This window comes from Agromyces terreus, assembly GCF_009749465.1.
GTDB classification, from domain to species: domain Bacteria; phylum Actinomycetota; class Actinomycetes; order Actinomycetales; family Microbacteriaceae; genus Agromyces; species Agromyces terreus.
The window spans coordinates 492,377-519,219 of record NZ_WBIS01000002.1; the positions used below are offsets into that span (position 1 = coordinate 492,377).

Annotated in this window: 23 protein-coding genes; 12 read left to right on the plus strand and 11 right to left on the minus strand. The window is 71.6% G+C overall.

Translation table 11 applies throughout. The features are described from left to right. The first annotated feature begins 145 nt into the window (after nucleotides 1–145). From GQQ92_RS07375 to GQQ92_RS07390, 4 genes are all read left to right on the plus strand, one after another. The gene (locus GQQ92_RS07375; RefSeq protein WP_156998826.1) at nucleotides 146–1,144 is read left to right on the plus strand and encodes an ABC transporter permease; all 999 of its coding nucleotides are present in this window, start codon (nucleotides 146–148) and stop codon (nucleotides 1,142–1,144) included. Continuing rightward, nucleotides 1,141–2,046, plus strand: a complete 906-nt coding sequence (locus GQQ92_RS07380) for an ATP-binding cassette domain-containing protein (RefSeq protein WP_156998570.1) — start codon at nucleotides 1,141–1,143, stop codon at nucleotides 2,044–2,046. Before GQQ92_RS07375 ends, GQQ92_RS07380 begins: the two co-directional genes overlap by 4 nt. Continuing rightward, complete coding sequence (locus GQQ92_RS07385) at nucleotides 2,043–2,405, plus strand: putative quinol monooxygenase (RefSeq protein WP_156998571.1); 363 nt, start codon at nucleotides 2,043–2,045, stop codon at nucleotides 2,403–2,405. Before GQQ92_RS07380 ends, GQQ92_RS07385 begins: the two co-directional genes overlap by 4 nt. Nucleotides 2,406–2,498: 93 nt before the next feature. After that, nucleotides 2,499–3,131 carry a TetR/AcrR family transcriptional regulator gene (locus tag GQQ92_RS07390; RefSeq protein WP_156998572.1) on the plus strand — a complete coding sequence of 211 codons (633 nt, stop codon included), beginning with the start codon at nucleotides 2,499–2,501 and terminating at the stop codon, nucleotides 3,129–3,131. A 153-nt stretch (nucleotides 3,132–3,284) separates the two neighbouring features. Here GQQ92_RS07390 and GQQ92_RS07395 read toward each other — a convergent pair whose 3' ends face one another. The 4 genes from GQQ92_RS07395 to GQQ92_RS07410 all read right to left on the minus strand — a co-directional run bounded on the left by GQQ92_RS07395 (nucleotide 3,285) and on the right by GQQ92_RS07410 (nucleotide 9,320). Continuing rightward, the gene (locus GQQ92_RS07395) at nucleotides 3,285–6,059 is read right to left on the minus strand and encodes an immune inhibitor A domain-containing protein (protein ID WP_232057558.1); all 2,775 of its coding nucleotides are present in this window, start codon (nucleotides 6,057–6,059) and stop codon (nucleotides 3,285–3,287) included. Nucleotides 6,060–6,487: 428 nt separating this feature from the next. Continuing rightward, nucleotides 6,488–7,174, minus strand: a complete 687-nt coding sequence (locus GQQ92_RS07400) for an HAD hydrolase-like protein (RefSeq protein WP_232057559.1) — start codon at nucleotides 7,172–7,174, stop codon at nucleotides 6,488–6,490. A gap of 90 nt (nucleotides 7,175–7,264) precedes the next feature. Further along, a complete protein-coding gene (nucS, locus tag GQQ92_RS07405) occupies nucleotides 7,265–7,960 on the minus strand; it encodes an endonuclease NucS (RefSeq protein ID WP_156998574.1) in 696 nt (231 codons plus the stop codon). A 19-nt stretch (nucleotides 7,961–7,979) separates the two neighbouring features. Next, nucleotides 7,980–9,320, minus strand: coding sequence for an MFS transporter (locus GQQ92_RS07410; protein ID WP_156998575.1), 1,341 nt, complete (start codon nucleotides 9,318–9,320; stop codon nucleotides 7,980–7,982). A gap of 425 nt (nucleotides 9,321–9,745) precedes the next feature. Here GQQ92_RS07410 and tdh point away from each other — a divergent pair, with 425 nt between their 5' ends. Beyond that, nucleotides 9,746–10,789, plus strand: a complete 1,044-nt coding sequence (tdh, locus tag GQQ92_RS07415) for an L-threonine 3-dehydrogenase (protein ID WP_156998576.1) — start codon at nucleotides 9,746–9,748, stop codon at nucleotides 10,787–10,789. Nucleotide 10,790: 1 nt separating this feature from the next. Continuing rightward, complete coding sequence (locus tag GQQ92_RS07420) at nucleotides 10,791–11,966, plus strand: glycine C-acetyltransferase (protein WP_156998577.1); 1,176 nt, start codon at nucleotides 10,791–10,793, stop codon at nucleotides 11,964–11,966. 103 nt (nucleotides 11,967–12,069) lie between these two features. Here GQQ92_RS07420 and GQQ92_RS07425 read toward each other — a convergent pair whose 3' ends face one another. Next, nucleotides 12,070–12,834, minus strand: coding sequence for an SDR family NAD(P)-dependent oxidoreductase (locus tag GQQ92_RS07425; protein ID WP_156998578.1), 765 nt, complete (start codon nucleotides 12,832–12,834; stop codon nucleotides 12,070–12,072). A gap of 281 nt (nucleotides 12,835–13,115) precedes the next feature. On the opposite strand from GQQ92_RS07425, the gene GQQ92_RS07430 reads away from it, so the two are divergent. Then, nucleotides 13,116–14,174 carry a LacI family DNA-binding transcriptional regulator gene (locus GQQ92_RS07430; protein ID WP_156998579.1) on the plus strand — a complete coding sequence of 353 codons (1,059 nt, stop codon included), beginning with the start codon at nucleotides 13,116–13,118 and terminating at the stop codon, nucleotides 14,172–14,174. A gap of 63 nt (nucleotides 14,175–14,237) precedes the next feature. On the opposite strand, the gene GQQ92_RS07435 is transcribed toward GQQ92_RS07430, so the two are convergent. From GQQ92_RS07435 to GQQ92_RS07450, 4 genes are read right to left on the minus strand one after another with little or no spacing between them, the layout of a single operon-like run. Continuing rightward, entirely contained in the window at nucleotides 14,238–15,602 is a 1,365-nt protein-coding gene (locus tag GQQ92_RS07435; RefSeq protein ID WP_156998580.1) for an MATE family efflux transporter, read from the minus strand. A 10-nt stretch (nucleotides 15,603–15,612) separates the two neighbouring features. Continuing rightward, the gene (locus tag GQQ92_RS07440; RefSeq protein WP_156998581.1) at nucleotides 15,613–15,984 is read right to left on the minus strand and encodes a YccF domain-containing protein; all 372 of its coding nucleotides are present in this window, start codon (nucleotides 15,982–15,984) and stop codon (nucleotides 15,613–15,615) included. Nucleotides 15,985–15,992: 8 nt separating this feature from the next. After that, the gene (locus GQQ92_RS07445) at nucleotides 15,993–17,078 is read right to left on the minus strand and encodes a hypothetical protein (RefSeq protein WP_156998582.1); all 1,086 of its coding nucleotides are present in this window, start codon (nucleotides 17,076–17,078) and stop codon (nucleotides 15,993–15,995) included. A gap of 10 nt (nucleotides 17,079–17,088) precedes the next feature. Further along, nucleotides 17,089–18,954 carry a substrate-binding and vWA domain-containing protein gene (locus GQQ92_RS07450; RefSeq protein ID WP_156998583.1) on the minus strand — a complete coding sequence of 622 codons (1,866 nt, stop codon included), beginning with the start codon at nucleotides 18,952–18,954 and terminating at the stop codon, nucleotides 17,089–17,091. Nucleotides 18,955–19,021: 67 nt separating this feature from the next. Between GQQ92_RS07450 and GQQ92_RS07455 the strand changes: the two genes are divergently transcribed. The 5 genes from GQQ92_RS07455 to GQQ92_RS07475 all read left to right on the plus strand — a co-directional run bounded on the left by GQQ92_RS07455 (nucleotide 19,022) and on the right by GQQ92_RS07475 (nucleotide 25,361). Beyond that, on the plus strand, nucleotides 19,022–20,398 hold the full coding sequence (locus GQQ92_RS07455; RefSeq protein WP_372493366.1) for a TrkH family potassium uptake protein: 1,377 nt from the start codon (nucleotides 19,022–19,024) through the stop codon (nucleotides 20,396–20,398). Next, a complete protein-coding gene (locus GQQ92_RS07460; RefSeq protein ID WP_197738133.1) occupies nucleotides 20,391–21,089 on the plus strand; it encodes a potassium channel family protein in 699 nt (232 codons plus the stop codon). Before GQQ92_RS07455 ends, GQQ92_RS07460 begins: the two co-directional genes overlap by 8 nt. Before the next feature lie 101 nt (nucleotides 21,090–21,190). After that, nucleotides 21,191–23,248, plus strand: a complete 2,058-nt coding sequence (locus tag GQQ92_RS07465) for a M13 family metallopeptidase (RefSeq protein WP_156998584.1) — start codon at nucleotides 21,191–21,193, stop codon at nucleotides 23,246–23,248. A 132-nt stretch (nucleotides 23,249–23,380) separates the two neighbouring features. Then, entirely contained in the window at nucleotides 23,381–24,289 is a 909-nt protein-coding gene (locus tag GQQ92_RS07470; protein WP_156998585.1) for a serine hydrolase, read from the plus strand. Nucleotides 24,290–24,431: 142 nt separating this feature from the next. Beyond that, on the plus strand, nucleotides 24,432–25,361 hold the full coding sequence (locus GQQ92_RS07475) for a hypothetical protein (protein ID WP_156998586.1): 930 nt from the start codon (nucleotides 24,432–24,434) through the stop codon (nucleotides 25,359–25,361). A gap of 118 nt (nucleotides 25,362–25,479) precedes the next feature. Here GQQ92_RS07475 and GQQ92_RS07480 read toward each other — a convergent pair whose 3' ends face one another. Both GQQ92_RS07480 and GQQ92_RS07485 read right to left on the minus strand, forming a co-directional pair. Beyond that, entirely contained in the window at nucleotides 25,480–26,385 is a 906-nt protein-coding gene (locus GQQ92_RS07480; protein WP_232057560.1) for a lipase family protein, read from the minus strand. Then, nucleotides 26,385–26,789 carry an NUDIX hydrolase gene (locus tag GQQ92_RS07485; protein ID WP_156998587.1) on the minus strand — a complete coding sequence of 135 codons (405 nt, stop codon included), beginning with the start codon at nucleotides 26,787–26,789 and terminating at the stop codon, nucleotides 26,385–26,387. The genes GQQ92_RS07480 and GQQ92_RS07485 overlap by 1 nt, the downstream gene beginning before the upstream one ends. Nucleotides 26,790–26,843 lie beyond the last annotated feature (54 nt).

Below are 26,843 nucleotides of genomic sequence, written 5' to 3' on the forward strand. Positions count from 1 at the left end.
GGCCGACCGGCCCACTCGCCCGCACCCCCGACCGCACGCCTCCCGCACCAATGAAATCGGAGCACACGTGAGCCACACGACCGCATCGCCGACCCCGTCGGCGAATCGCACCCCAGAGGGCGAGCCGCCGACCTCGGCGCTCGACCTGGCCGAGGAGTTCCTCGACCGCACCACCCCGCTCAGCCGCATCCGCAACACGCTGCACCGGTACCCGGCGATCAGCCCGGCCATCGTGCTCGTGCTCTCGATCATCGTGTTCGGCCTGCTCAACGAGCGCTTCCTCAACCCCGCGAACCTCTCGCTCATCACCCAGCAGGTCGCCGTCGTCGGCACCCTTGCGATCGCGCAGACGCTGATCATCCTCACCGCCGGCATCGACCTCTCCGTCGGCGCCGTGATGGTGCTCAGCTCCATGGTCACCGCGCAGACGACCGTGCACCTCGGCGTGCCGGCCGTGATCGGGCTCCTGCTCGGTCTCGCCGTCGGCCTCGGCGCCGGCGCGCTGAACGGCTGGCTCGTGACGCGGCTGAAGCTGCCGCCGTTCATCGTCACGCTCGGAACGCTCAACATCTTCATCGCCCTCACGCTGCTCTACTCCAACGGCGCGACCGTGCGCGGCGGCGAGATGCCCGACCTGCTCACGTGGACCGGCTCGGTCATCAGCCTCGGCGGGGTCAACATCACCGTCGGCGTGATCATGATGCTCCTGCTCTACGTCGCGATCGCGTTCATCCTGCAGAAGACCTCGTGGGGCCGGCACGTGTACGCGGTGGGCGACGACCCCGAGGCTGCGCGCCTCGCGGGCATCAGCGTGAACCGAGTGCTCATGAGCGTGTATCTCGCCGCCGGCGCGATCCTCGCGATCGGCGCGTGGATCCAGATCGGACGGACGAACGCGGCATCGCCGAACGCCGGAGCCGACCTCAACCTCGACTCGATCACCGCGGTGGTCATCGGCGGCACGAGCCTCTTCGGCGGACGGGGGACCGTGTGGGGCACGCTGCTCGGCGCGCTGATCGTGGGCGTGTTCCGCAACGGGCTCTCGCTCGCCGGTCTCGACGTTCTCTGGCAGACCTTCGCGGTCGGCGTGCTCATCGTGGTCGCGGTCTCCGTCGACCAGTGGATCAGGAAGGTTCGGAAATGACCAACGACCAGGGCGCGCCGCGCCACGACCGCGCGGCCGAGACCCCCGACCCGTCGGCCATCGGCGCACTGTCCGGTGACCGTCGGCACGAGGCATCCGCTTCATCCGAGGCATCCGCCGCGCCGTCGGCCACCGCGGTCGCCGAACGCGAGCCGATCCTGCGGGCCCGCCGCCTCGTGAAGACCTTCGGCCGCGTGGTCGGTCTCGACGGGGCGAGCCTCGAGCTCTACCCCGGCGAGGTGCTCGCCGTCATCGGCGACAACGGCGCCGGCAAGTCGACGCTCATCAAGTGCCTCACGGGTGCCGAGATCCCCGACGAGGGCGAGATCTGGCTCGAGGGCGAGCGGGTGGCCTTCAAGCGGCCGCAGGATGCGCGCGACGCCGGAATCGAGACCGTCTACCAGAACCTCGCGGTCTCTCCCGCGCTCGACGTCGCGTCGAACCTGTTCCTCGGCCGGGAGCTGCGCAAGAAGGGCATCCTCGGCTCGGTGTTCCGCGTCGTGGACCAGAAGGGCATGCGGCAGCGGGCGCGCGACGAGCTGAGCGCGCTCGGCATCTCCACCCTGCAGGACGTGACCGTGCCCGTCGAGAACCTCTCGGGCGGCCAGCGGCAGGCGGTGGCGGTGGCCCGCGCCGCGGCCTTCGGGTCGAGGGTCGTCGTGCTCGACGAACCCACGGCGGCGCTCGGCGTGCGCGAGTCCAACCAGGTGCTCGAGCTCATCCGGCAGCTCCGCGACCGAGGCATCCCCGTGATCCTCATCTCGCACAACATGCCGCACGTGTTCGACGTCGCCGACCGCATCCACGTGCAGCGGCTCGGCAAGCGCGCGGCGACGATCACGCCGCAGACGCACTCGATGACCGACGCGGTCGCGATCATGACGGGCGCGGCGACCGAATGACCGAGGTGCAGCAGGCGGATGCCGCGGGGCCGGTCGTTCGGCTCATCGCGGAGTTCACCGCGCTGCCGGGTCACGAGGAGGAGGTCGAGCGCCTCCTCCTCGGGCTCGCCGCCGATGTGCGCCGGGAACCGGGGTGCCTCGGGTTCGAGCCGCATCGCGTCGTCGCACCGCCGGCCACCGTCGACGTCGCGGCCGGGCCGGCGCCGGTCGGCTCGCGGTTCATCGTCACCGAGGAGTACCGCGACGCGGAGGCGTTCGCGGCGCACCTCTCCGCGCCGTACGGCGCGGTGTTCAATGCCGCCCTCGTGCCGCTGATCGTGGAGGACGGGTCGGTGCTCACGTTCCTCTCGCGCGACTGAGCCGACCGGGAACCGCCGGAGGGCGGCCAGTCCCGGCCACGGGTCGCCGCGCGGGCCGGGTAGCGTAGTCGCGACCCCGAGGAGCACCACCGCATGAAGCCCGGACCCAGGCGTAGCATCAGCCAGGCCGACATCGTCGACGCCGCATTCGAGATCTTCGAGGAGAAGGGCGGCGACGCCGTCTCGATCCGCGGCGTCGCGGCCCGCCTCGGGCTCACGCCCACGGCGATGTACACGTACTTCACGTCGAAGAACGCGCTGGAGCGCGCCATGGTGGAGCAGGTCTTCTCGGGCGTCGACCTGGCCGCGGCATCCGACCCGTCCGTGGCGTGGCGCGCCCGCGTGCACCGTCTCGCCGGCGACCTGCGGGCCCGCTTCGCGGAGCATCAGGGATCGATCGTGCTCGTCGCGAGCGGCCCGCTCGACGGCCGGCACGCGCTCTCCTTCGGTGAAACCCTGCTGGAGGGTTTCACGAGCGACGGGATGCCGCTCGCCGACGCCTCCCGCGCCGCCGCGGCCGTGCGCGCCTACGTGCTCGGCGCCGTCACGGTCGACGCCTCCGAAACGGGACGAGACGCGGATGCCGCGGACGCGCCGGCCCCGCTCTGGACCGAGGCCACGCAGCATCCGCTCACCGAGGCGGCCGACCTGCTCGGAGGCGCCGATCCCTTCGACGACGGCCTCGCGCGTCTGCTCGACGGATTGGGCGTCGCTGCGGTCGCGTAGCTGCGTCTGATGCCACATCCCGCCGGTCGAGGAGCGACGAAGGAGCGTCTCGAGACCCCTCGATCGGCGCGGATCTCGAGACGCTTCGCTCCTCGATCGGCGCGGAGGCGCCGACCCCGAAGGGTCGACGCCTCTTCGTGGCATCCGCTCGGATCAGCCCTGGGGAGGAGTGATCTTCACGAGCGCCGCGCGGTTGCCGAGAAGCGGCAGCTGCACGTCCATTCCGGTTCCGTAGGCCACACCGTCGTCGGCCGGGTTGCCGGTGCCGAGCACCGTGAACCCGAGGTCCTCGCCGTAGAGGTCGGTGGCCGGGCTGCCGTCGGGGTTGACGATGCGCGTGCTGTACGGAGCGCCGTCGACCGAGGGCACGACGACGGAACCGTTCGCGTACCGCCAGTAGAGATTGCCGTTGCGGAACTCGAGTCCGGGGACCCAGCCCTTCGTGTCGCTGAAGGACTTCACCGCGGGCAGCGCCGCGACGTCGGTGCAGTACTCGGTCAGGGCGGCGTCGGTGACGCACTCCTTGAACGGGTACGTCTTCACCACGCCGAACGCGGCGTTCGAGGACTGCGCCCTCGACGGCATGTTCTTCAGCGTCGACGTGTCGACGGTCGCCGCCGCCCCCGTGCGACGCAGCGGGTCGAAGTGGCTGTCGACGATGAGCAGGCCGCCCTTCGCGCCGCCGCTCGGCAGCGCCGTGAGGTTGGACTGCACGTGGTTCGCGTCGCCGTACGTGGTGTCGCGGTACCAGACCAGTGCGCCGGGGGCGTTGTACTTGATCTTGTCGACCTTCCAGGCACCCTCATCGGTCTGGTAGACCGTGTCGTACGCGTACTTCAGGCCCTCGTCGAAGCCGTCGAAGTTGCGCCACTCGACGAGGTAGTACTGCGCCTGCGTCGAGGTGCCCGAGTCGATGCGCCAGCCCGGACCGGTGGTGCTCGCCCACGATGCGACCTCGTTCGTCCAGCCGTTCTCGCCGCCCTCGACGTCGTCGCTCCAGGTGGTGGTGCCGTCGGCGACCAGCGAGAAGTCGTCGGAGAACCAACCGCGGTCCTGGTAGGCGGCGTCGGTCGCGAGGCGAAGGCGAACGCCGATCGTCTGCCCGGCGTACGCCGAGACGTCGATGTAGTCGTAGCGCCAGCCGCCCGACGTGCCCGTGAGGCCGTACTTCTTGCCCCCGAAGGTCGCGAGGTTGCCGTTCGGGTCGGGGTAGCCGTCGGGCGTCGTGACCTCGCCGCCGGCCTCGGTGAACACCTTCTGGTCGGTCCAGGTGGTGCCGCCGTCGGTCGAGATCTCGACGAAGCCGAAGTCCCAGTCCTCCTCGATGATGTAGTCGTTCCACATCCAGAACTTCGCGTCGGTCGCGCCGGCCGGCACGTCGACGTTGCGCGAGAGACGGATGTCGCCCCAGTCCTGATCGGCGCCGGTGTACCACGCGTTCGCGCCGCTGTGCGGCGTGGTCATGGTGACGACCTTGTCGGGCAGGTTGATCTTCACGCCGTCCTGCGTGCCCTTGAGCGGTCGCGAGTTCTGGCCGAGCAGCACCGACTTCGCGCGGTCGCCCGGGTTGAACTCGACCGGGTCGGCCCAGCCCAGCACCCACTTGTCCCAGAGGCCCATGTGGGTCGGCAGCGACTGGAAGATCGGCCCCGAGTGCGAACCCGAGGACATGAGGTCCCAGAAGTCGATGTCGGAGTCGCCGGCGCCCGAGGTGTCGTAGAGGTCGGGCAGGCCGAGGTCGTGGCCGTACTCGTGCGCGAACACGCCGACGCCCGAGTCTTCAGGCTGCACGATGTAGTTCGACAGCTTGAGGTTCGTGCCCGGGATGTCCGCGCCGCCGGCGACCGCCGACGAGTGCGCCCAGATGGCGTACGTGCCCTCGTCGCCGCCGCCGCCGGACTTGTCGGCACCGGCGTGCACGAGCACGACGTGGTCGATGACGCCGTCGGGCTCGTTGTAGTTGCCGTCGCCGTCGCGGTCGCCCTGGTCCTCGATGTCGTAGTCGGCCCACGGGAAGTCGGGCTGCGCCTGGGCGAGCGCGTTGACCGCGTCGATCGGGAGCTGGCCCGGGCCGAGCGGGTTGTCGGGGTGGCCCTGCATGTCCTGGATCGCGCCCGCCTCGTAGACGCCCTCGTCGTTGAGGTGGCAGACGCTCGCGCCGTAGTACGCCTCGGAGTGCGGAACCGTGACCCACGGGGTCGCGGTGCCGGTCACCGTGTAGGCGCCGTGCGACATCTCCTCGTACATGGCCTTCATCGTGTAGCCCGAGATGTCGATGCCCTTCTTGCCATCGGGGCCCTTCAGGTCCTTGCGCACGCGCTCGGTGATGCCCTTCTTCGAGAAGAGCATGTCGTTGTAGTGCTTCGGCGAGAAGTCGGGGACCCACATCGAGTTGTTGTCGAGGTTCGCGAGGTTCGCCGGGTTGGGGAGGTTGTTGTGCAGCGGTCCGCTCTGCACGTCGCCCGGCTTGCAGTCGGTCGCGCCGAACGCGGTCGGGACCTGCACGTCGGAGAAGTCATCGGCTGCGTTCGGGTCGAACTCGACGAGGATCGTGAGCAGCTTCGCGGTCTGCGTGTCCTTCGCCGTCTTGTAGAAGTGCTTCAACCACTTCGGGCTCTTGCCGGTCTGGATCGACTTCGACTCCAGCTTCGCGAGCCCCTCGGCCGCGACGGGATTGCCGGAGGTGAACTTGCGTTCGAGCGCGTCCGCCTTGATCAGCGCCGCCTGCTGCTCCTGCGCCTCGATGGCGCCCTCGGAGACCGTCAGGTCGGTGCCGAACGCCGCTTCGGTGCGGGGCTCGACGTAGTTCATGTAGTACTCGGAGTCGCTGATCACCGGCGGCTCGAATCCTGATGCCGTCGCGGCACCCGCAGCGCCCGTCGCCGCCAACGTGGCGGCTGCGAGCGCGAGGACCGGGACGAACGCCACTGCGCGCCGTCGGGCGCGCCTGGAGTTTCCAGACATTCTTCTCCCCTCGATGCGACCTTCGGAGGTGACCGTCGGCCGCGATGTCGTCCGTCGATGGGCGGACGTACTGGGGAATCTAGACCCCCCGATCTGGGGGGGTAAACCCTGTCGCTATGGATTCGCAGAATATTTGCGTCGAATCCGCTGTGGCGTCGATCGTGCGCGCCGGATCGCTGCGCGATGCACATCCGGTGCTCTGTGCCGTCGGTTCCGCATGTCGTGGCATCCGTTCGACGCGTGTGCGGTACCCATGGGCCGACGCGGGCGCAGGGAGAGGAGCGCGAGCGGATGCCACGGGGCGCGCGCCGTGCCGGGGCGCGAGCGGATGCCGCGGGGCGCGCGCGGATGCCGCTCGGCCAGCGCTGCCCGTGCCGGGCCTGTGCCGCGGGTCAGCCGACGAGCAGCGTGCGCAGCTGGTCTGCGGAGTGCACGACCGCGATGGCGCCCTCGGCCTCGGCGGGGGAGCCGTAGCCCCACTCGACGAGGATCGTGGGCACGTCGTTGGCGGCGGCTCCGAGCAGGTCGTAGCCGCGGTCGCCGACCATGACGGCGTGCGTGGTGTCGACGCCCTCGGCCTGGAGGCGGCGCAGCGCGTCGGCGACGACCTCGGCCTTGGTGCTGCGCACCTCGTCGTCGCTGGCGCCCGCGATGACGGTGAAGTACGAGGTGAGCCCCGCGTGGTCGAGCACGACGCGGGCCATCGACTCGGGCTTCGAGGTGGCCAGGGCCATCGGGATGCCCGCGGCGTGCACGCGCTCGAGCACGCCGGCGACGCCGGGGAACACCGGCGACTGCGTGAGGCGGGCGGCGTAGTCGCTGCGGTAGATCGCGAGTGCGCGCTCGGCGCCCGCGTCGTCGAAGCCGGCGAGCAGGCGCAGGCTGTCGAGCAGCGGCGGGCCGACGTAGGCGAGCAGCTCCTCGCGGCCGGGAACGTCGAGGCCGAGCTCGGCGAACATGTGCGCGAGCGAGTCGGTGATGTCGGCGGCCGAGTCGACGATGGTGCCGTCGAGGTCGAAGAGGATGGCGGCCCACGTCCTCGTGGGCGCGACGGTACTGGTGTGGCTGGGGGAGATCACCGTGTCATCCTACGTCCCGAGAATGCGAGCGCCACTCAGGTTTCGATGGGGCGGATGCCTCGGCGCCACCGCCCGGCCGCCCACCCGCCGTCAGAACAGCCGTGAATCGCTGTCGTCGAGGCCGCGCATCGCGTCGTAGTCGAGCACCACGCAGCGGATGCCGCGGTCTTCGGCGAGCGTGCGGGCCTGCGGCTTGATCTCCTGCGCGGCGAACACCCCGGAGACGGGCGCGAGCAGCGGGTCGCGGTTCATGAGCTCGAGGTATCGGGTGAGCTGCTCGACCCCGTCGATGTCGCCGCGACGCTTCAGCTCGACCGCGACGGACGCGCCCGAGGCATCCGTCGCCAGGATGTCGACCGGGCCGATCGCCGTCATGTACTCGCGGCGCACGAGCCGGTGGCCGTCGCCGAGGAGCTCGATCTGCTCGGCGAGGAGCTTCTGGAGGTGCGCCTCGACGCCGTCCTTCTGCAGGCCGGGGTCGATGCCGAGCTCGTGGGTGGAGTCGTGCAGCATCTCGTGGATCGACACGATGAGCTGGTCGGCGGTCTTCTTGTGCGTGACCTTCCAGACCTCGACGACGCCGGCGGCCGCCTGCGCCTCGTCGGGCGCGACGGTCTCGAGCACGCACGGCGGGCTCATCCAGTTGAGCGGCTTGTAGCTGCCGCCGTCGGAGTGCACGAGCAGCGAGCCGTCGCCCTTGACCATGAGCAGGCGCTGGGCGAGGGGCAGGTGGGCCGAGAGCCGACCCGCGTAATCGACGGAGCAGCGGGCGATGACGAGACGCACCCGACGAGTGTATGCGGGTTTACGAGCCGGAGCGGTCGGATGCCGCGCCGGTCGCGCCCTCCGACGCGGCCGGTCCGTCGGACTCGCCGCCCGTCGCGCCGGGCATGCGCGAGCGCTCGCGTGCCGCGGGTGCGGCGAGGCCGGCCATGACCATGAGCAGCAGCACCACCAGCAGGGCGTTGAGGAGGCCGAACTGCTCGCCGAGGAACCCGATGAACGGCGGGCCGACGAGGAATGCGCAGTAGCCGATGATCGCGACGGCGCTCACCCGGGCCGCAGCCTGCGCGCGGTCGGGCACGTCGGCCGCCGCGGACATGCCGACCGGGAAGCCCATCGACGCGCCGATGCCCCACAGCACGGTGCCGACGACGATCACCCAGACCTCGGTGCCGAAGATGAACAGGCTGAGCCCGACCACGCCCGTCGCGGCGAGCACCCGGAGCGTCGCGACCCGGCCGAAGCGGTCGACGAGCGGGCCGCCGAGCACGCGGGCGGTCGTCATCGAGACCGCGAACACCGTGAAGATCGCCGCGCCGACGGCGGGGTCGAACCCGTGGCCGTCGACCGCCGCGAGCGTGAGCCAGTCGTTCGCGGATCCCTCGGCGAACGACATGCCGAGCATGATGACGCCGATGAGCAGCAGACGCACGTCGGACCAGACCCGGAGGCTGTCGCGAAGGCGTTCGGTCCAGGGGCGTGCGGGCGCGGCATCCGCTCGTCCGTCGGCATCGGCGTCGGCGTCGGCATCGGTGCTCGCGGGGTCGCCCAATTCGGCGCGCTTGGGCACGAAGCGCACCGCCACGACGCCGCCCACCGCGATGATCGCGCCGATCGTCGACAGGTGCAGCACGACGGGAACGTCGAGGGCGGATGCCGCGGCCGCGACGCCGGCGCCGGCGACCGTGCCGAACGAGAAGAAGGCGTGCATGAGCGGCATGAGCGTGCGGCCGATCTCGCGTTCGGCCTCGGCGCCCTCGACGTTCATCATGACGTCGACCGCGCCGTTGCCGAAGCCGGCGAACGCGAGCCCGATCGCGATGAGCGGGACGGACGGCACGAGCGACCCGCCGATGCCGATGAGCACGAGTCCGACCGAGACCGCGACGAGCGCGCCGGCCATGCCCGTGCGGGCGCCGAACCTGGCCATGAGCGGCGGGGCGGCGATGAGGCCGAGCACCGAGGCGATCGACCCCGAGAGGATCACGAGCCCGACGCCCTGCGTGCTGAGCCCCGTCTCGTCGCGCACCTCGGGGAGCCGGGCGACCCAGCTCGCGAGGCTCAGACCCGAGAGGAAGAAGATCGCGAAGACGGCGTTGCGCCAGGCCGTGAGGCCGCGGCGGTTCGTGGTGGTGGCGGTCATGCTTCTCGTCTTCTTCGTCGGTGCGGCGATTCGGGGTCGAATCGTTGAGGGGTCGAATCGATTCGACCACTGTATCCGAGTCGCGCGCGCGATGCATGCCGCCGGGGCATCCGTCGCCCGACCAAGTTGCCGGATTCGGAGATTCGGGCGACGCGCCGCACCGCAGGGGGGACGGCACGGCGCGTCGCCCAGAACTCCGAATCGCGTGAACCACCCCGGCGCAACCACCCGGCGCGACCACCCGGCGCAACCGGCCCGGCGCAACCACCCGGCGCAACCGGCCCGGCGCAACCGGCCCCGGCGCATCCGCCCGGCCGGATTCCACCCCCGCCCGATACGATGGATCCGCCATCCGGCGCACCCACCGGACCACTTCGCAGCGGCCGCCGCACCCAGCGGCCCCTGCACCGAACAACGAGGTATCGATGAAGGCCCTCTTCAAGCCCGCCCCGGGCGCAGGTTTCGAGTACACCGACCGCCCAGAGCCCGATCCGGGTCCGGCCGACGTGAAGATCCGGGTACTCCGCACGGGCATCTGCGGCACCGACCTGCACATCGAGGCGTGGGACGACTGGGCTGCGTCGAACATCGCGACGCCGCTCGTGCCGGGCCACGAGTTCTTCGGCGAGGTCGTCGAGGTCGGGCCGCTGGTGCACGACATCTCGGTGGGCGACCTGGTGTCGGGCGAGGGCCACGTGGTGTGCGGCATGTGCCGCAACTGCCGCGCGGGCCGCCGTCAGATGTGCATCCGCACGCTCGGCGTCGGGCTGCACCGCGACGGCGCCTTCGCCGAGTACATCGTCATCCCGGGTGAGAACGTGTGGGTCCACCACGCGCCCGTCGCGCCCGAGGTCGGGGCGATCTTCGACCCGTTCGGCAACGCCGTGCACACGGCGCTGGCCTTCTCGGTCGTCGGCGAAGACGTGCTCGTCACCGGGTGCGGCCCCATCGGGCTCATGTCGATCGCGGTCGCACGTCACGTGGGCGCCAGATTCATCGTGGCGACGGATGTCTCGCCCGCGCGCCTCGAGCTCGCGAGGTCGATGGGGGCCGACGCCGTCGTCGACGTGTCCCGGGAACGCGTCTCCGACGCGCAGGCCGCGCTCAGCATGCGCGAGGGCTTCGACGTCGGATTCGAGATGTCGGGTTCGCCCCGCGCGCTGCCCGAGATGATCGAGAACATGAACCACGGCGGCCGCATCGCCATGCTCGGGCTGCCGAGCGAACCGTACGCGATCGACTGGGGCAAGGTCGTCACGCACATGCTGACGGTCAAGGGCATCTACGGCCGCGAGATGTTCGAGACCTGGAACTCGATGAGCGCGATGCTGCAGACGAGCCCGGTGCTCGGCGAGCGGGTCGCGTCGATCATCTCCGAGCGGTACCCGGCGCACGAGTGGCGTCAGGCGTTCGACACGGCCAGGGCGGCCGGGGTCGGCAAGATCATCCTCGACTGGACGGAGGTCTGAGATGTACGGATCGGTGAAGGCGCAGTTGCAGGCCGAGCTCGACGAGATCGAACGGGCGGGCCTGACGAAGCGCGAGCGCGGCATCGCCGGCCCGCAGTCGTCGGAGGTGTCGGTCGGCGGCGCCGAGGTGCTGAACTTCTGCGCGAACAACTACCTCGGCCTGGCGAACGACCCGCGCATCGTCGAGGCGGCCCATCGCGGCCTCGACGAGTGGGGCTACGGCATGGCGAGCGTGCGCTTCATCTGCGGGACCCAGGAGCAGCACCTCGAGCTCGAGCGCAGGGTGTCGGAGTTCCTGGGCTACGACGACACCATCCTGTTCTCGTCGTGCTTCGACGCGAACGGCGGCGTCTTCGAGACGCTCTTCGGGCCCGACGACGCGATCATCTCCGACGAGCTGAACCACGCGTCGATCATCGACGGCATCCGCCTCTCGAAGGCCCGCAGGCACCGGTACCGGAACCGCGACCTCGACGACCTCGAGGCGCAGCTCGTCGCGGCATCCGATGCCCGTCGGCGCGTCATCGTGACCGACGGCGTGTTCTCGATGGACGGGTACATCGCCCCGCTGGCCGAGATCTGCGACCTGGCCGACCGGTACGACGCGCTCGTGTTCGTCGACGACTCGCATGCCGTGGGCTTCGTGGGCGAGCACGGCCGGGGAACGCCCGAGCTCTGCGGGGTCGAGGGCCGTGTCGACATCACGACCGGCACGTTCGGCAAGGCCCTCGGCGGGGCATCCGGCGGGTACGTGGCGGCCAGGCAGGAGATCATCGACCTGCTGCGCCAGCGCGCGCGTCCCTACCTCTTCTCGAACACGCTCGCGCCGGCGATCGTCGCGGGCACGCTGCAGGCGCTCGAGCTGCTCGCGTCGTCGGGAGAACTGCGGGAGCGGCTCAACGCGAACGCGGCGCTCTTCCGCCAGCTGATGACGGATGCCGGATTCGACCTGCTGCCCGGCGAGCACGCGATCGTGCCCGTCATGTTCGGCGACGCCGTCGTCACGGCGCGCATGGCCGAGCTGCTGCAGGAGCGCGGGGTCTACGTGACGGCGTTCTCGTTCCCGGTCGTGCCGCGAGGGGCCGCCCGCATCCGCGTGCAGCTCTCGGCGGCGCACTCCGAGGACGAGATCCGGCGCTGCGTCGAGGCGTTCGCGGGGGCGCGCGCGGCGATCTGATCTCGCGTTCGTGCGCACGTCCCGACCGAGTTGCAGGAAACGAGGCGGCATCCCCCTCTCACAGCGGGGATGCCGCCTCGTTTCCTTCATGTGAGCAGGGAGGTCAGCGCCCGCGCGAGCCGACCCGCATCGCGAGCGTCGAGGGCAGCAGCCGCGTGAGCGCGATGAGCATGCGGTAGCGCAGCGACGGGATGGACACCGCCCTGCCGTGGGCGGTGTCGCGGAGGGCGGTCGAGACGACGGTGCGTGCGTCGAGCCACATCCACGCGGGCACGCCCTCCTTGCCGGGCGGCAGCCCCATGCGCTCGTGGAAGTTCGTGTGCGTGAAGCCGGGGCACACGGCCGTGGTGGTCACGCCGCGGACGGCGTACTGCTCGTTCGCCCATCGGCTGAAGCTGATGAGCCAGCCCTTGCACGCGCCGTAGGTCGAGCGCGGGATGAAGCCGGCCACCGAGGCGACGTTGATGATGCGTCCGCGGTGGCGGGGCAGCATCTGGCCGAGCGCCGCGTGGCTCAGGCGCATGGGCACCTCGACGTGCATCTGGAGATGCCGCACCTCGTCGTCGATGTCGTTCGCCGCGAAGTCGAGCGGCAGGCCGAAGCCCGCGTTGTTCACGAGCAGGTCGATCGGGCGCTCGGCATCGGACACCCGCGCCACGACCTTCGCGAGCTGGCGCCGCTTCAACAGGTCGGCCTGCAGGACCTCGACGGTCACGCCGTACCGAGCACGCACCTTGGCGGCGATGCGCTCGAGCGCGGCACGATCGCGGGCCACGAGCACGAGGTCGGCTCCGGTGGCGGCGAGCTGGCGGGCGAATTCGGCGCCGAGCCCGGAGCTCGCGCCGGTGATGAGTGCGGTCTTGGGCATGCGCCCAAGCCTAGGCGTGCAGGCGTGCAGCGTCGCGCGCGGCCGGACGCCGCAGGTCCGCGCCGGCCCGGCACGAGGCATCCGCTCGCCCGCTCGGTGCCGGAGTGCGGAATCGGCGCGCGCGGGCCGATTCGGCGGGGCGGTATCCGCACTCGTGCGCCGATTCGGCACTTCGGTGGGCGTGCGGCACCCGCGCGCCCGTTCTCGAATCGATTCGAGGGCAATGATCTATGATCGGGCGTGTCGGCCCACCCGAACCGCCCACCTGAGGAACGAACCGCATGTCCGAGTCCCCGCGCCCCACGCTGGCCGATGTCGCCGCACGCGCCGGCGTCTCGGCATCGACCGCCTCGCTCGCGTTCAGCGGCTCGGGCCCGGTATCGGATGCCACGAAGCAGAAGGTGCACGCGGCCGCCGCGGCGCTCGGCTACGCGGGCCCCGACCCGCGGGCCCAGTCGTTGCGCCGGGGCCGTTCCGGCATCGTCGGGGTCGTGCTCGAGGAGCGGGTGCGCGCCGCGTTCCTCGACCCCGTGAAGATCCAGATGCTCGACGGCATCACCGAGGGCATCGGCTCCCTCGGCGCAGGCCTGCTGCTGCTCACCGACACGGGCGAGGCCGGCGGCAACGCGGTCGGCATCGAGAGCGCTCCCGTCGACGCGGTCGTGCTCGTGGGCTGCAGCCCGAGGCTCGGCCAGTCGGTCGAGGTGCTGCGGCGCCGCGGCATCCCGAGCGTCGCGATCGAGGGCGACGCGGGCGACGGGATCCCGAAGATCTCGATCGACAACCGCGAGGCGACCCGTCGCGGTGCCGAGTACCTGCGCGACCTTGGCCACACGCGCGTCGAGGTCGTCACGCTCCCGTTCGACGCGGCGCGCACCCGGGGGCCCATCACGTCCGAGCTCGAGCACGGCAGCACCGCCGAGACCGCCAGCGAGCGACTGGCCGGCGCACGCGAGGTGTTCCCCGACGTCACGGGCCGGGTCGCCGGTGCGAGCTCGATCGAGGAGGGCCTCGAAGCGGGGCGGGCGCTGCTCGCGGATCCGTCATCGCGCCCGACGGCGATCATCGCGCAGAGCGACCTCCTCGCGGCGGGCGTCATCCAGGCCGCCGAAGAGCTCGGCATCGCCGTGCCCGCCGAACTCAGCGTGCTCGGGTTCGACGGCATCCGCGTCGACGGGCTGCAGCACGACCTCACGACCCTCGTGCAGCCGTCGGTCGCGAAGGGTCGCGCCGCCGGAGAGGCGGTCGTGAGCCTGCTCGCGGGCGACACCCCCCGGTCGGTGTGCTTCACGAGCGTGCTGCACGTCGGCGACACGACGGCGCCGCCGCGCACCGGCTGAGGCCGCGCACCGCGCACCGCCCGCCGCGCGCCGCCCGCCGCGCGCCGCGCACCGCGCCGCCCGTCAGGCCGCCGGAGCGCCCGTGACCATCCAGCTCGCCCCGCGGGCCCGCAGCGACAGCGTCACCGCGCGGGCGGCGAGGTAGCCGATGGCGAACGCGCCGGTGAGCAGCGCGAGCGAGGCCGCACTCGGCAGGCCCGCGGCATCCGACCCCCACACCGTGCCCAGCGCGAGGGGGACGAACACGGCGAGGTTCACGAGGCCCGTCCACGCGAGGTAGCGGGCGTCGCCCGCGCCGATGAGCACGCCGTCGAGCACGAACACGAGCCCGCCGAGCGGCGCCGAGAGGCCGAGCACGACGAGCGAGGGCGGGAGCAGCGCCGCGACCTCGGCCGAGGAGGTGAACAGCCCAGGCAGCACCCACGCGGTCGAGATGACGAGGAGCCCGAGCGCGACGCCCGACCAGACGCCCCACTGCACGCAGCGCCGCAGCACGGCGCGTACCTGTTCGACGTCGCCCTCGCCGAGCCCCTTGCCGATGAGGGCCTGCGCCGCGATCGCGAGGGCGTCGAGCGCGAACCCGAGCGTGAAGTACACCGTGATCGCGACCTGGTAGGCGGCGAGCTCGTCGGGGCCGAGGGAGGTCGCGGCCCACGTCGCGAGCAGCAGCGCCGCGCGCAGGCTCGCCGTGCGGAGGAACAGCCACCCGCCCGAGGTCGCGCCGCTCAGCACGCCCGCGTGGTGCGGCCACGGGCTCGCACCGACGCGCGCCGCGTGCCGGGCGACCACGACGACGTACACGAGCACCATGCCCCACTGGGCGATGACCGTGCCGATCGCGGAGCCGGCGATGCCGAGGCCGAGGCCGTAGATGAACAGGAAGTTCAGGCCGATGTTGGCCGCGAACCCGATGCCGGCGACCCAGAGCGGCGTGGTCGTGTCCTGGAGCCCCCGCAGCAGGCCCGTGGCCGCGAAGACGAGCAGCATCGCCGGGAGCCCGAGCATCGAGATCGAGAGGTAGACGGATGCCTCGGCCGTGACCTCGGGCGACGCGCCGAACAGGTGCACGAGCCACGGGGCCGCGAACCAGCCCAGCACCGCGAGCAGGGCGCCGAGCCCGAGCGCGAGCCAGAGCCCGTCGACGCCGGCCGAGACGGCCCCGCGCTCGTCGCCGGCGCCGAGCCGTCGTGCGACGGCGGGCGTCGTCGCGTAGGCGAGGAACACCATGAGGCCGATGATCGTCTGCAGCACCGCGCTCGCGAGTCCGAGTCCGGCGAGCGGGGTGGCTCCGAGATGGCCGACCATCGCGGTGTCGGCGAGCAGGAACAGGGGTTCGGCGATGAGGGCGCCGAGGGCCGGCACCGCGAGACGCAGGATCTCGCGGTCGACGCTTCGCGGGTTCGACGGGGGAGCGGGTCGGGGTTCCATGGGCGCCTCGTCAGAGGTCGACGATCTCTTTGCCGAGCGGGGCGAGCGAGACGGGGATGAGCTTGAAGTCGGCGATGCCGAGGGGGATGCCGATGATCGTGATGCAGAGCAGCACGCCCGACACGAGGTGCGCGATCGCGAGCCAGAGCCCCGCGAGCAGGAACCAGATCACGTTGCCGAGGAAGGACCACACGCCGCTCGTCGGCTTCGCGACGACGGTGCGGCCGAACGGCCAGAGCGCGTAGAGCCCGATGCGGAACGAGGCGATGCCCCACGGGATGGTCACGATGAGCACGCACATGATCACCCCGGCCGCCAGGTAGCCCAGGAAGAGCCAGAAGCCCGAGAGCACGAGCCAGATGATGTTGAGCAGGGTGTTCATGCTCTGATTCAAGCAGGTGTGCTCGGGGTCTCCCCGTCGTCGGTCGCGCGCTCGAAGGCGCGCTCCCATTCCTGCAGTTCGGCGCGGCCGCCGACGAGCCCGTCGAGGGAGACCTGGAAGTGCAGGCCCCGCCGCGCGTTGACCTGCCGGATGTTCTGCACGAGCTCGTCGGCGACCGCGGTGGTCGCGTTGCGCACCTCGCGGACCCGCTCGTCGGGGTCGTCCCACAGTTGCGGGTGCGTGAGGATGTCGAGCAGGTAGTCGCGGTCGAGCGCGGCGGTCAGCTTGCCGAGCGTGGCGTCGAGCTCGATCGAGGCGAGGCTGCGCTGGCCGGCGCCGCTGCGCTGGTCGAGTCGGGCGAACAGCTCCTCGACGTTGACCGCGATGCCCGCGACGTCGGTCGCGGTCTGCGCGGCCACCGCGTTGCCGGCGGCGCCGACCTGCGCGTAGGCGGTGCTCAGCGCGCGAAGCTTGGCGACGTGCAGCCGGATCGGTTCGGGCAGCCCGTCGTCGTCGGTGCGGCGGCGGCGCCGCGCACGGACCACCGCGAAGGCCGCGGCGCCGACGGCGACGAGCACCGCCGCGCCGACCACGAGTCCGACGAGCATGCCGCCGCCGTCGCCGCCGACGACGGATGCCGGCTCCTGGGCGGCCTGCACGCCCTGCACCGTCTCGCCGAGCGCGGGGCCGAGGCCGTCGGCGCCCGTCTCGGCCTCGTTCGCGATCTGCATCGCCTCGCCGGCGTCGAGCACGCGCGATCCCGCCGACAGGTCGTCGCCGACCGCCACGATGATCGTGTCGTAGCCGGTGGTCTCGGCGAGCTCGGCCACGATCTCGGGTCCGGATGCCTCGAGCTGCGCGTTGTCGGAGAACACGGCGATGCCGATCGACGCGTCGCCGACCTGTGTCAGCAGCTGGTCGTGCAGGCCGGCGGCGTCGCCGACCTCGGGCGACACGTAGACCGGGCCGCTCTGCAGCGCGTCGGACGCGTCGTCGATGTAGCCGGCGGGGACCACCGCGGCGAGGTCGCCCGCCCGCCAGGCAGGCGCGGGCCCCGCCACGGGCGCGGTGGCCACGACGAGTTCGGCAGACATCCGCTGGCCCCTAGAAGTTGTTGATGACCGAGGCGAACACGAGGTCGATCTTCGCGGGGTCGGAGGCGTCGAACCACTGGCCCCCGGTCGCCTCGGCGATGCGCTGCAGGGCGCCCGTGTCGGCGCCCTCGCCGTATGCGATCGGGAAGATGCGCACGGGCGAATCGCCGCCGCCCTCGCCGCTCGACCTGCCGATCCTCGTGATGAGCGAGTCGATCGAGATCGAGGAGTCCGTGTCCTGTCCGTCGGAGAGCACGACGATCGCGTTGATGCGGCCCGGTTCGGCCCGGTCGCTCATCTCGTCGTAGGCGGCCGCGATGGCGTCGTAGAGCGGGGTGCCCTGCCGGTTCGCGTAGCGGAGGTCGGCGATCGAGGACCGCAGGGCCTCGCCGTCCGAGCCGAGGGGCGAGACGGCGCGCAGCTCGAGGATGTTCTTGCCGGCGGCCGATTCGACGTCGGTCGTGAACGCCCAGACGCCGACCTCGTCGGTCGGGCGGAAGTGGCCGAGCGTCGACTGGGCGCCCTCGATCGCGCCGTCGAGCTTGGAGCGTCCGTCGCCGATGGGGTCGTCCATCGAGCCGGAGATGTCGATCACCTCGAGCACCGAGGAGGGCTTGCGGATCTGGGTCCACTGGTCGAGGGCGGCGGACACGACGTCGACGCCCGGGCGCGGCAGCGTGATCGCCGGCCCGGCGGGGTCGACGCCGTACTGCTCGGTGAACAGGTCGCCGAGCGGCACGGACTCGTCGAGCGGGCGGAACCCGTACTCGGGCAGGATGCGCTGCGCCGGCTCGGTCGCGAGGAAGTCGATGAACGACTGGCCCGCGGTCGACTGCTCGGCCGTCACCCAGTCGGCGCCGAGCACGGTCACGGGGTTGTCGGACCACATCGACCCGCCCGACGGGTAGACCGCGACGAGCTTCTCCTTCGGCGGGGTCAGCGTCTCGCCGGGCTGCACGGTGTGCGAGTCGGGGTTGCCCTGGTTGTAGTTGAGGAGCGAGGTCTCCTCGAGCGCCACGGCGGAGACGTAGCCGGAGCCGCCCGAGCCGTGCTGCGTCTCGTCGTAGAGCGTGTTCAACACCTTGCCGGTCGTGTCGCCGTAGTGGATCACGCATTCCTCGAACACGCGCGAGAACTCCTCGGCCGCGGCGACGTCGTCGGCCGTGAGGTCGGCCGTCTTGCCGGATGCCTCGTACGACTGCATGAGGATCGCCGACAGCCCCGTGGTCGACGTGTTGGGGTTGGTCTTCGAGATCTTGAACGAGCCCCAGATGGGCTTGCCGACGCTGCTCCAGCCGGCGGGGTCGGCGCAGAGGCGCTCGAGGTCGGCGATGCCGATCTCGGCGTCGGGCCAGCCGAGCGCCTTCGCCATGGTCTCGGGCACGCCGAACACGACGGGCGTGTGCGTGAACGAGACCGGATCGCCGACGAGGGAGGCGGATGCCGCGGCGGCGACGCGCTCGGTCCACACCGTCGAGGCGGGCGACCAGAGGGTCGGCCAGCGGCGCGGGTCCTCGTCGGGCCAGTCGCCGCCCGCCGTGAGGAACCGGGTCGCGTCGCCCGAGGAGACGTTCACGGGCCGCACGGTCGCGCACTCGTCGAGCGCCTCGTGCTCGGGGGACTCCTTGAACGCGTCGGCCAGCGCGTCGAGCATGTTGACCTTCTCGCTCGAGGTGGCGACGACGACGCTCGTGCAGCCGTCGTCGGCGAAGTCGCCGCCGTCGAAGTCGCCGTCGACCGGGCCGCCGAACGTGCACGCGCTGAGGGCGAGGCCCGCCGCCACCGCGGCCGAGATCGCGAGCGACGCGCGCCGGCCTCGTCTCGAGGTCGTCGTGAGCGGGGAGCGGGCGGCCGTGCGCCGCGGAACGGGTGCCATGCAAACAGGGTACGGCCCCGCGACCGCGCCTCACGCCGCTGGGGTGGAAGCGTCCTAGTGTTGCCCTGTGACCATCCGCCAGTCGCCTCGCCCTCGCGGGCGCAGGCTGCGACCCCGAGGGTTCGGGCTGCACCCCGCGCAGGTCGTCGTCCTCGGGTTCGCGGCGACGATCTCGGTCGGCACCCTGCTCCTCCTCCTGCCGTTCGCCAAGGCGGGGCCGGGCGGCGCCTCGTTCGTCGACGCCGTGTTCACCGCGACCTCCGCCGTGTGCGTGACGGGCCTCACCGTGGTCGACACCCCCACGTACTGGAGCCCGTTCGGGCAGGTCGTCATCATTCTGCTCATCCAGCTCGGCGGCCTCGGCATCATGGTGTTCGCCTCCCTCATCGGACTGCTGCTCCTGCGCCGCGTCTCGGTGCGCACCAGGTTGAACACGGCGAACGAGGCGAAGGCGGTGGGCCTCGACGACGTGCGGGGGCTCGTGCGCCGCATCGTCCTCATCTCGCTCGCCATCGAGGGCGCGGTGTTCGTGTGCCTCTTCCTGCGGTTCCTGTTCGGGTACGGGTACGGCATCGGCGAGGCCGCCTGGCACGCGCTCTTCCACGCGGTGTCCTCGTTCAACAACGCCGGGTTCGCGCTGTACAGCGACAACCTCATCGGCTTCGTGTCCGACCCGCTCGTGCTGCTGCCGATCTCGGCGGCGATCATCCTCGGCGGCCTCGGGTTCCCGGTGCTCATGCAGCTCCGCAGGGAACTGCGCCGCCCGCTGCACTGGACCATGAACACGAAGCTCGTGCTGTGGGCCACCGTCGTGCTGCTCGTCTCCGGCACGGTCTACATCTGCGCGATCGAGTGGAACAACCCCGCCACCATCGGTGACCTCGACGTCGGCTCGAAGCTGCTCGCGGGTTTCTTCCACTCCGTGCAGGTGCGCACGGCCGGGTTCAACGCGGTCGACATCGGCGCGATGCACGACGAGACGTGGCTCGGCATGGACGTGCTCATGTTCATCGGCGGCGGGCCGGCCGGCACCGCGGGCGGCATCAAGGTGACGACGTTCGCCGTGCTGTTCTTCATCCTGCTGACCGAGCTGCGCGGCGAGGCGGCGGTCAACATCTTCGGCCGCCGCCTGTCGCGCGCGGTGCACCGGGAGGCGATCACGGTCGTGCTCGTCGCCGTCGGCGCCGTCGTCGGCTCGACGGTGCTGCTCATGCTCATCACCGGCCACAACCTCGACCGCGCGCTCTTCGAGGCCGTCTCGGCGTTCGGCACCGTCGGACTGTCGACGGGCATCACCCCCGAGCTTCCGGATGCCGCGAAGTTCGTCCTCGTGGCGCTCATGTTCCTCGGCCGCCTGGGGCCGCTGACCCTCGGCACGGCGCTCGCGCTCCGCGAGCGCCGCATCCTGTACGAGTACCCGAAGGAAAGGCCCGCAATTGGCTAGATTCTCGATCTTCGGCAGCGAGACGAACCGTCGCATCGCCGAAGCCGACTCCGTGGCCGTCATCGGCCTCGGACGGTTCGGATCCGCGCTCGCGCTCGAGCTCATGGCCTCGGGCACCGAGGTGCTCGGCATCGACGTCGACGAAGACCTGGTGCAGTCGTTGAACGGACGCCTCACCCAGGTCGTCCGCGCCGACTCGACGAAGGAGGAGGCGCTGCGGCAGCTGGCCGTCGACGAGTTCGACCGCGTCGTCGTCGCCATCGGGCACGACATCCAGGCGTCGATCCTGACCTGCTCGGTCCTGCTCGGCCTCGGGATCCCGGTGATCTGGGCCAAGGCGGTCGAGGACCGGCACGGGCTCATTCTCGAGCAGCTCGGCGTGCACCGGGTCATCTATCCCGAGAAGGCGATGGGCAAGCGCGTCGCCCACCTGGTGCGCGGCGCGGCCCTCGACTACATCGAGGTCGACCCCGGCTACGCGCTCGTCAAGACGGCGGCGCCGCGCGTGCTCCTCGGCAAGCGCCTCGGCGACACCGGGCTGCGCGGCGCCTACGGGGTGACGGTCGCCGCGTTCAAGCGCGACGACGACGAGTGGTCGAACGCCGACGCCGACACCGTGCTCGCCGAGGGCGACACGATCCTCGTCGTGGGCCCGACCTCGGCGGCCGAGGGCTTCGCCCAACTGCGCTGAGCCGACGGGCTCCATTTCGACGTCGGGCCACGCTGCGAGTGCGCCATGAGACCGGCACCGGGGCATCCGCTCGGTCGGCGGGCACGCATAGGGTGGAACGCATGACCGACGTCTCGCTCACCTCCGGCATCGCGCACGACGAACTCGACGAGGCGGTGCGTCCGCAGGACGACCTGTTCCGGCACGTCAACGGCAAGTGGATCGAACGCACCGAGATCCCGGCCGACAAGGCGCGCTTCGGGTCGTTCATCGAGCTGCACGAAGAGGCCGAGAAGGCCGTGCGCGAGATCATCCAGGAGTCGCAGGCGGCCGAGCCGGGCACCGAGGCGCGCAAGGTCGGCGACCTGTACGCGAGCTTCCTCAACGAGGAGCGGGCGAACCTGCTGGGCGCGACGCCGATCGCCGGGCAGCTCGTCGAGGTCGCGCTCGTCGCCGACATCCGCTCGTTCCTCGACACCCTCGGCCGGCTCGAGCGCCAGGGCGTCGCGGGGCTGCTGCAGCTCTTCGTCGACAACGACCCCGGCGACCCCGACCGCTACCTCGTCTTCTTCGAGCAGGGCGGCATCGGCCTGCCCGACGAGAGCTACTTCCGTGAAGAGCGCTTCGCCCCGATCCGCGAGGCGTACCGCGCGCACCTCGAGCGCATGTTCGGGCTCGCGAGGCTCGAAGACCCGGCGGATCGCGCCGCGCGCGTCTTCGAGCTCGAGACCGCGATCGCCGCCGCGCACTGGAGCAACGTCGAGACGCGCGACAGCGAGAAGACGTACAACCTCGTGTCGTGGGCCGATGCCGCGGCCGCGGCCCGCGGCGGCGACGACGACGTCGACCTCGACGTGTGGCGCGACGCCATGGGCGTGCCCGAGCACGCGTTCGACGAGGTGGTCCTGCGCGAGCCCTCCTTCGTCGAGGCCTTCGGCACGCTCCTCACGGCCGACCGCATCGACGCGTGGAAGGACTGGCTCGCGTGGCAGGTCATCCGCTCGAGCGCGGCCTACCTGTCCGACGACTTCGTCGAGGCGAACTTCGACTTCTACGGCCGTACGCTGAGCGGCACGCCGCAGCTTCGCGAGCGGTGGAAGCGCGGCGTCTCGCTCGTCGAGGGCGCCATGGGCGAGGCGGTCGGCCGCATCTACGTCGAGCGGCACTTCCCGCCCACCGCGAAGGCCGCCATGGACGACCTCGTCGCCAACCTGGTCGAGGCGTACCGGCAGTCGATCGACGCCCTCGACTGGATGGGCGACGAGACCCGCGCGAAGGCCCTCGACAAGCTCGCGAAGTTCACGCCGAAGATCGGGTTCCCGGTGAAATGGCGCGACTACTCCCCGCTCGAGATCTCCGAAGACCTCGTGGGCAACGTGCGCGCGACGGCCGAGTTCGCGTTCAACCGCGAGCTGGGCAAGATCGGCAGGCCGATCGACCGCGACGAGTGGTTCATGACCCCGCAGACCATCAACGCCTACTACAACCCCGGGTTCAACGAGATCGTGTTCCCCGCGGCGATCCTGCAGTACCCGTTCTTCGACGAGGGGCGCGACGCCGCCGCGAACTACGGTGCCATCGGCGCCGTGATCGGGCACGAGATCGGCCACGGGTTCGACGACCAGGGCTCGAAGTACGACGGCGACGGGCGCCTCACCGACTGGTGGACCGAGAGCGACCGCGACGCCTTCGAACAGCGCACCAAGGCGCTCATCGCCCAGTACGACGCGCTCGTTCCCGCGCAGCTGGCGGATGCCTCGGGCGAGGCGTCGGGCGCCGGCGAGCCGGTCGACGCGGCCGACGACGCCCCCGCCGAAGGCGATGCGGCCGGCGGAGCGCACCACGTCAACGGCGCCCTCACGATCGGCGAGAACATCGGCGACCTCGGCGGCCTCGCGATCGCCTGGAAGGCCTACGTCATCTCGCTCGGCGGCGAGGAGCCCCCGGTGATCGACGGCCTCACGGGCGTGCAGCGGTTCTTCCTCTCCTGGGCCCAGGCCTGGCAGATGAAGGGCCGCGACGAAGAGGTCATCCGCCTCCTCGCGATCGACCCGCACTCGCCGAACGAGTTCCGGTGCAACCAGATCGTGCGCAACATCGACGAGTTCTACACTGGATTCGAAGTGACCCCCGATGACGCGCTCTGGCTCGACCCGGCCGACCGCGTCACCATCTGGTAGCCCCGCCTGCCGGCCCGCTTCAGCCCCGCCCGACCAGACCAGAACCCCCCGCCATCCGACCCGTTCCCAACCGTGCGTGCCGACCGCCGTGGCCCGGCACGCCGACCAGCCCAGAGAGTTCGTGCAAGCATCGTGGTGACGCCGTCGCAGGGATCCGAGCGACGAGCGCGCCACTCGAACGTGCACCGGGGCAAGCACCGCGGTGAAGAGGCGAACGAGAACTTCGCGCGCGGCTTCCTCGCGCTGAGCGAGCTCGCGCTCGCCGGAGTCCAGGTGTCGGCGCGGGCGACCGACCTTGCCACCGGCAAGGAGCTGTTCTCGGTCGACGACCACGTGGTCATGCCGACGGCGAGCATCGGCAAGGTGCTGCTGCTCGTCGAGGTCGCCTCCCGGCTCGCGGGCACCAGCGCCGAGGCGTTCACCGTGCTCGACCGGGCGCCGCGCGACGCCGTCGGCGACTCGGGCATCTGGCAGCATCTGCAGTCGCCGTCGCTGCCGCTGGCCGACCTCGCCGCGATGATCGGCGCCACGAGCGACAACCTGGCGACGAACGTGCTGCTGCGCCACGTCGGCCTCGAGTCGGTGCGCGCGCGCACCGAGGCGCTCGGCCTCACGCGCACGGCCCTGCTCGACCTCGTGCGCGATCACCGCGGGCCCGACGACGCCCCGCAGCTCTCGATCGGCTCCGCGAAGGAGCTGACGTGGCTGTTCGCGTCGCTCGCGCGCGGCGAGATCGTGAGCCCCGAGGTCTCGCAGCGCGTCATCGGCTGGCTCTCGCTGAACTCCGACCTCTCGATGGTTGCGAGCGCCTTCGGCCTCGACCCGCTCGCGCACCGCACGCCCGACCACGGGGTGCTGCTCGTGAACAAGACGGGCACCGACGGGGGCGTGCGCAGCGAGGTCGGCGTGCTGCGCGGCCCGCGCGCGAGCGTCTCGTACGCCGTGTCGACCTACTTCGCCGACACCGGCCTCTCGTCGCGTCTCGCCGTGCTCGACGGCATGCGCCAGCTCGGCATGGACCTGCTCGAGTACGTGCACTGACCCCTCCCGCGGCACCCCCGACGACGCGTTGTCCACAGGGGAGCGCTCCCCATGTCGGTCGTTCCCCGTGCGCCGCTATGGTGACCGGGCGTGCTCACCCGTGGGCACTGTTCCGACCCCGAACCCATACGAAGGATCATCCGTGGCATCCACAGCACATCGCCTCCGGCTCGGCGCCCTCGCCGCCGCAGCCGCCCTCGCCCTCACCGGTCTCGCCGCGGCGGCGCCCGCCTCTGCCGCCGAGGGCGACGCGCCCGTCATCGCGCTCGACCAGACCACGTTCGCCGCGGGCGACTGGGCCGGCGGCTTCGACGTCACCGGCTCCGGTTTCGACCCCAGCGTGCCGGTCGCCGAGGTGAGCATCGGCGCCAACGGCGAGAACGGCGGCGGCCAGCTGTGGTCGGCCGAGGTCGCCGTCGCCGCCGACGGCACGATCGACGAGCACCTCGTCCCCGACCAGAGCACGCAGGCGCCCGACGAGAACGGCTACCCGAAGTACAACGTCAACGCCAGCCAGCACCTCGGCGAGACCTGGCTGTTCTCGAACAGCGTCGCGCTCACCATCACCGAGGGCGTCTCGGCCGCCGCGCCCGAGGAGGCGTCGGCCGACCAGCTCGCCGGCGGCATCGCCGTGCAGTTCTCCGGCTTCGCCGGGGGAGAATCCGTGCAGTACACCGCAGTGCTCCACCACTGGAACGAGGCCGACGAGGTCGATGAGATCGTCGACCAGGCCGAGGGTGCCGTGACCGCAGACGGCGCGGGCTCCGGCGGCTTCACCGTCGCACTCGCCGGTGCGCAGGAGGGCGACTACGTCGTGATCGACCTCGTCGGCACCGAGAGCATGCGCCTCGGTTCGGCCTGGACGTCCGTGGTCGCCGCCGACGTCGCCCCTCCCGCGCCGGTCGACCCCGCGCCCGCTCCTGCGGTCGACGCTGCGGCCCCAGCCGCCGCGACCGGTCCGCAGCTGGCCGAGACCGGTCCCGACCTCGGCATCGGCCTCGCGGCGATGGCGCTCATCGCGCTCGGTGCGGGCGTCGTCGTGATGCGCCGCCGCACGGCGGCCACGCGCTGATCCCGGCGCAGCGCGGCAGGCGCCGCGACTGACCGAACGCGACGGCGGGGTGGGCGAATGCCCGCCCCGCCGTTCGCATGCCCGGGTGCCGAGGCATCCGCCGTCGCCGGCCGCGATCTCAGGTCGCGTCGCGGGAGGCGAGATGCGCGATGCCCTCGCACACGGCCTTCGCCGTCGCCGGCGCGCGGAGGATGCGGAAGTGCCCCGCAGCCGGAACCCGCACGTTGGTCGCCCCGGCGAGCTCGCTGCCCTCGGGCACGTGCGGGTCGAACACGCCGAAGACCGACACGATCCCGGCGTTGACGGATGCCGCGGCCGCGAGCCGCACGATGGTCTCGTCGCTCGGGCGGAGCGCCCGGATCGTCGGGTCGACGAAGAGGCGCGCGTAGCGGGACCCGGCGAACGGCGTGCAGATCGCGACGAGGCCGAGCACCCGCGCCGCATCCGCGTCGGCCGCGGCGGCGGCGGTCGCCGGACCGACGGCAGCCGCGTCGGCATCCGCGTCGGCATCCGCGTCGGCGCCCGGGCCGGCAGCCGCGTCGCTGCTCGACGCCTGCGCCGCGGCCTCCTGATCCATGAGCACGTGCTTTCCCACGAGTCCGCCCTTGCTGTGCGCCACGATCACGCGCCCGGCCGCCGGCGCTGGGGCTGCCGCGATGGCCGCCGCCGTGCGGTGGGCGGTCTCGGCGATCGGGATCCGGTTGGTGCCAAGTCCGCGCACCACGCGCACGCGGTGGCCGGCGGCGTTCAGCGCGTTGCCGAGCGGGCGGAGGAACGTCCAGTGCTCGTAGACCCCGGGCAGCAGCACGACCTCGGGCAGCGCGTCGTCGCCCTCGCGCCACGCGGCCGGTCGTCGGGTGCCGCCGAGCAGCGCGAGCTGGCGCCAGCCGGCGTAGAGCTCGTCGAGGAGAGTCCACGCGATCAGCTTCAGCACGCCTGGGCGCTTCGGCCGGCCCTCGACCGAACCGGGCATCGCCCGATCGTCGGACCCGAGGTCCTGGCCCGACCCGACGCCCCCGGACATCAGTCGATGGTTCCGGATGCCGCGAGCCGCCGCAGCACCTCGGCGCCCGCGGGCGGGCACCGGTCCAGGTCGGCCGTGGTCACCCAGTGCAGTGCGCCGACCTCGGCGGAGGCCGAGGGCGAGGCATCCGTCTCGGCCCTGAAGACGCGCATGCGCACGAGTCGGCCGTCGGGTTCGCCGTGCGCCTGGGTCACGACCTCGAAGAGCTCGACGAGGTCGTCGGGATCCAGGTCGAGGGCGATCTCCTCGAACGCCTCGCGCGCGGCGGCCTGCGCGGCCGTCTCGCCGGGATCGATCTTGCCGCCCGGCATGTAGTGCACGTCCCGACCCCGCGCCGTCACCATGAGCACGCGGCGGTCGCGCACGAGCGCGATCGCGGAGACGAGGAGGTCTGGCAGCGGCATCCGTTCAACCATAGGACCCCGCCGTCGCAGCGGCCTGTTCCCGCCGCGGCCGGG

Excerpts from the sequence above, each read along its gene's own strand:
- GQQ92_RS07435 (WP_156998580.1), bottom strand. The coding sequence starts at position 15,602 with ATGGAACCCCGACCCGCTCCCCCGTCGAACCCGCGAAGCGTCGACCGC.
- GQQ92_RS07465 (WP_156998584.1), top strand. The coding sequence starts at position 21,191 with ATGACCGACGTCTCGCTCACCTCCGGCATCGCGCACGACGAACTCGAC.
- GQQ92_RS07430 (WP_156998579.1), top strand. The coding sequence starts at position 13,116 with ATGTCCGAGTCCCCGCGCCCCACGCTGGCCGATGTCGCCGCACGCGCC.
- GQQ92_RS07385 (WP_156998571.1), top strand. The coding sequence starts at position 2,043 with ATGACCGAGGTGCAGCAGGCGGATGCCGCGGGGCCGGTCGTTCGGCTC.
- GQQ92_RS07425 (WP_156998578.1), bottom strand. The coding sequence starts at position 12,834 with ATGCCCAAGACCGCACTCATCACCGGCGCGAGCTCCGGGCTCGGCGCC.
- GQQ92_RS07410 (WP_156998575.1), bottom strand. The coding sequence starts at position 9,320 with ATGACCGCCACCACCACGAACCGCCGCGGCCTCACGGCCTGGCGCAAC.
- GQQ92_RS07420 (WP_156998577.1), top strand. The coding sequence starts at position 10,791 with ATGTACGGATCGGTGAAGGCGCAGTTGCAGGCCGAGCTCGACGAGATC.
- GQQ92_RS07485 (WP_156998587.1), bottom strand. The coding sequence starts at position 26,789 with ATGCCGCTGCCAGACCTCCTCGTCTCCGCGATCGCGCTCGTGCGCGAC.
- GQQ92_RS07390 (WP_156998572.1), top strand. The coding sequence starts at position 2,499 with ATGAAGCCCGGACCCAGGCGTAGCATCAGCCAGGCCGACATCGTCGAC.
- tdh (WP_156998576.1), top strand. The coding sequence starts at position 9,746 with ATGAAGGCCCTCTTCAAGCCCGCCCCGGGCGCAGGTTTCGAGTACACC.
- GQQ92_RS07380 (WP_156998570.1), top strand. The coding sequence starts at position 1,141 with ATGACCAACGACCAGGGCGCGCCGCGCCACGACCGCGCGGCCGAGACC.
- GQQ92_RS07445 (WP_156998582.1), bottom strand. The coding sequence starts at position 17,078 with ATGTCTGCCGAACTCGTCGTGGCCACCGCGCCCGTGGCGGGGCCCGCG.
- GQQ92_RS07440 (WP_156998581.1), bottom strand. The coding sequence starts at position 15,984 with ATGAACACCCTGCTCAACATCATCTGGCTCGTGCTCTCGGGCTTCTGG.
- GQQ92_RS07450 (WP_156998583.1), bottom strand. The coding sequence starts at position 18,954 with ATGGCACCCGTTCCGCGGCGCACGGCCGCCCGCTCCCCGCTCACGACG.
- GQQ92_RS07480 (WP_232057560.1), bottom strand. The coding sequence starts at position 26,385 with ATGTCCGGGGGCGTCGGGTCGGGCCAGGACCTCGGGTCCGACGATCGG.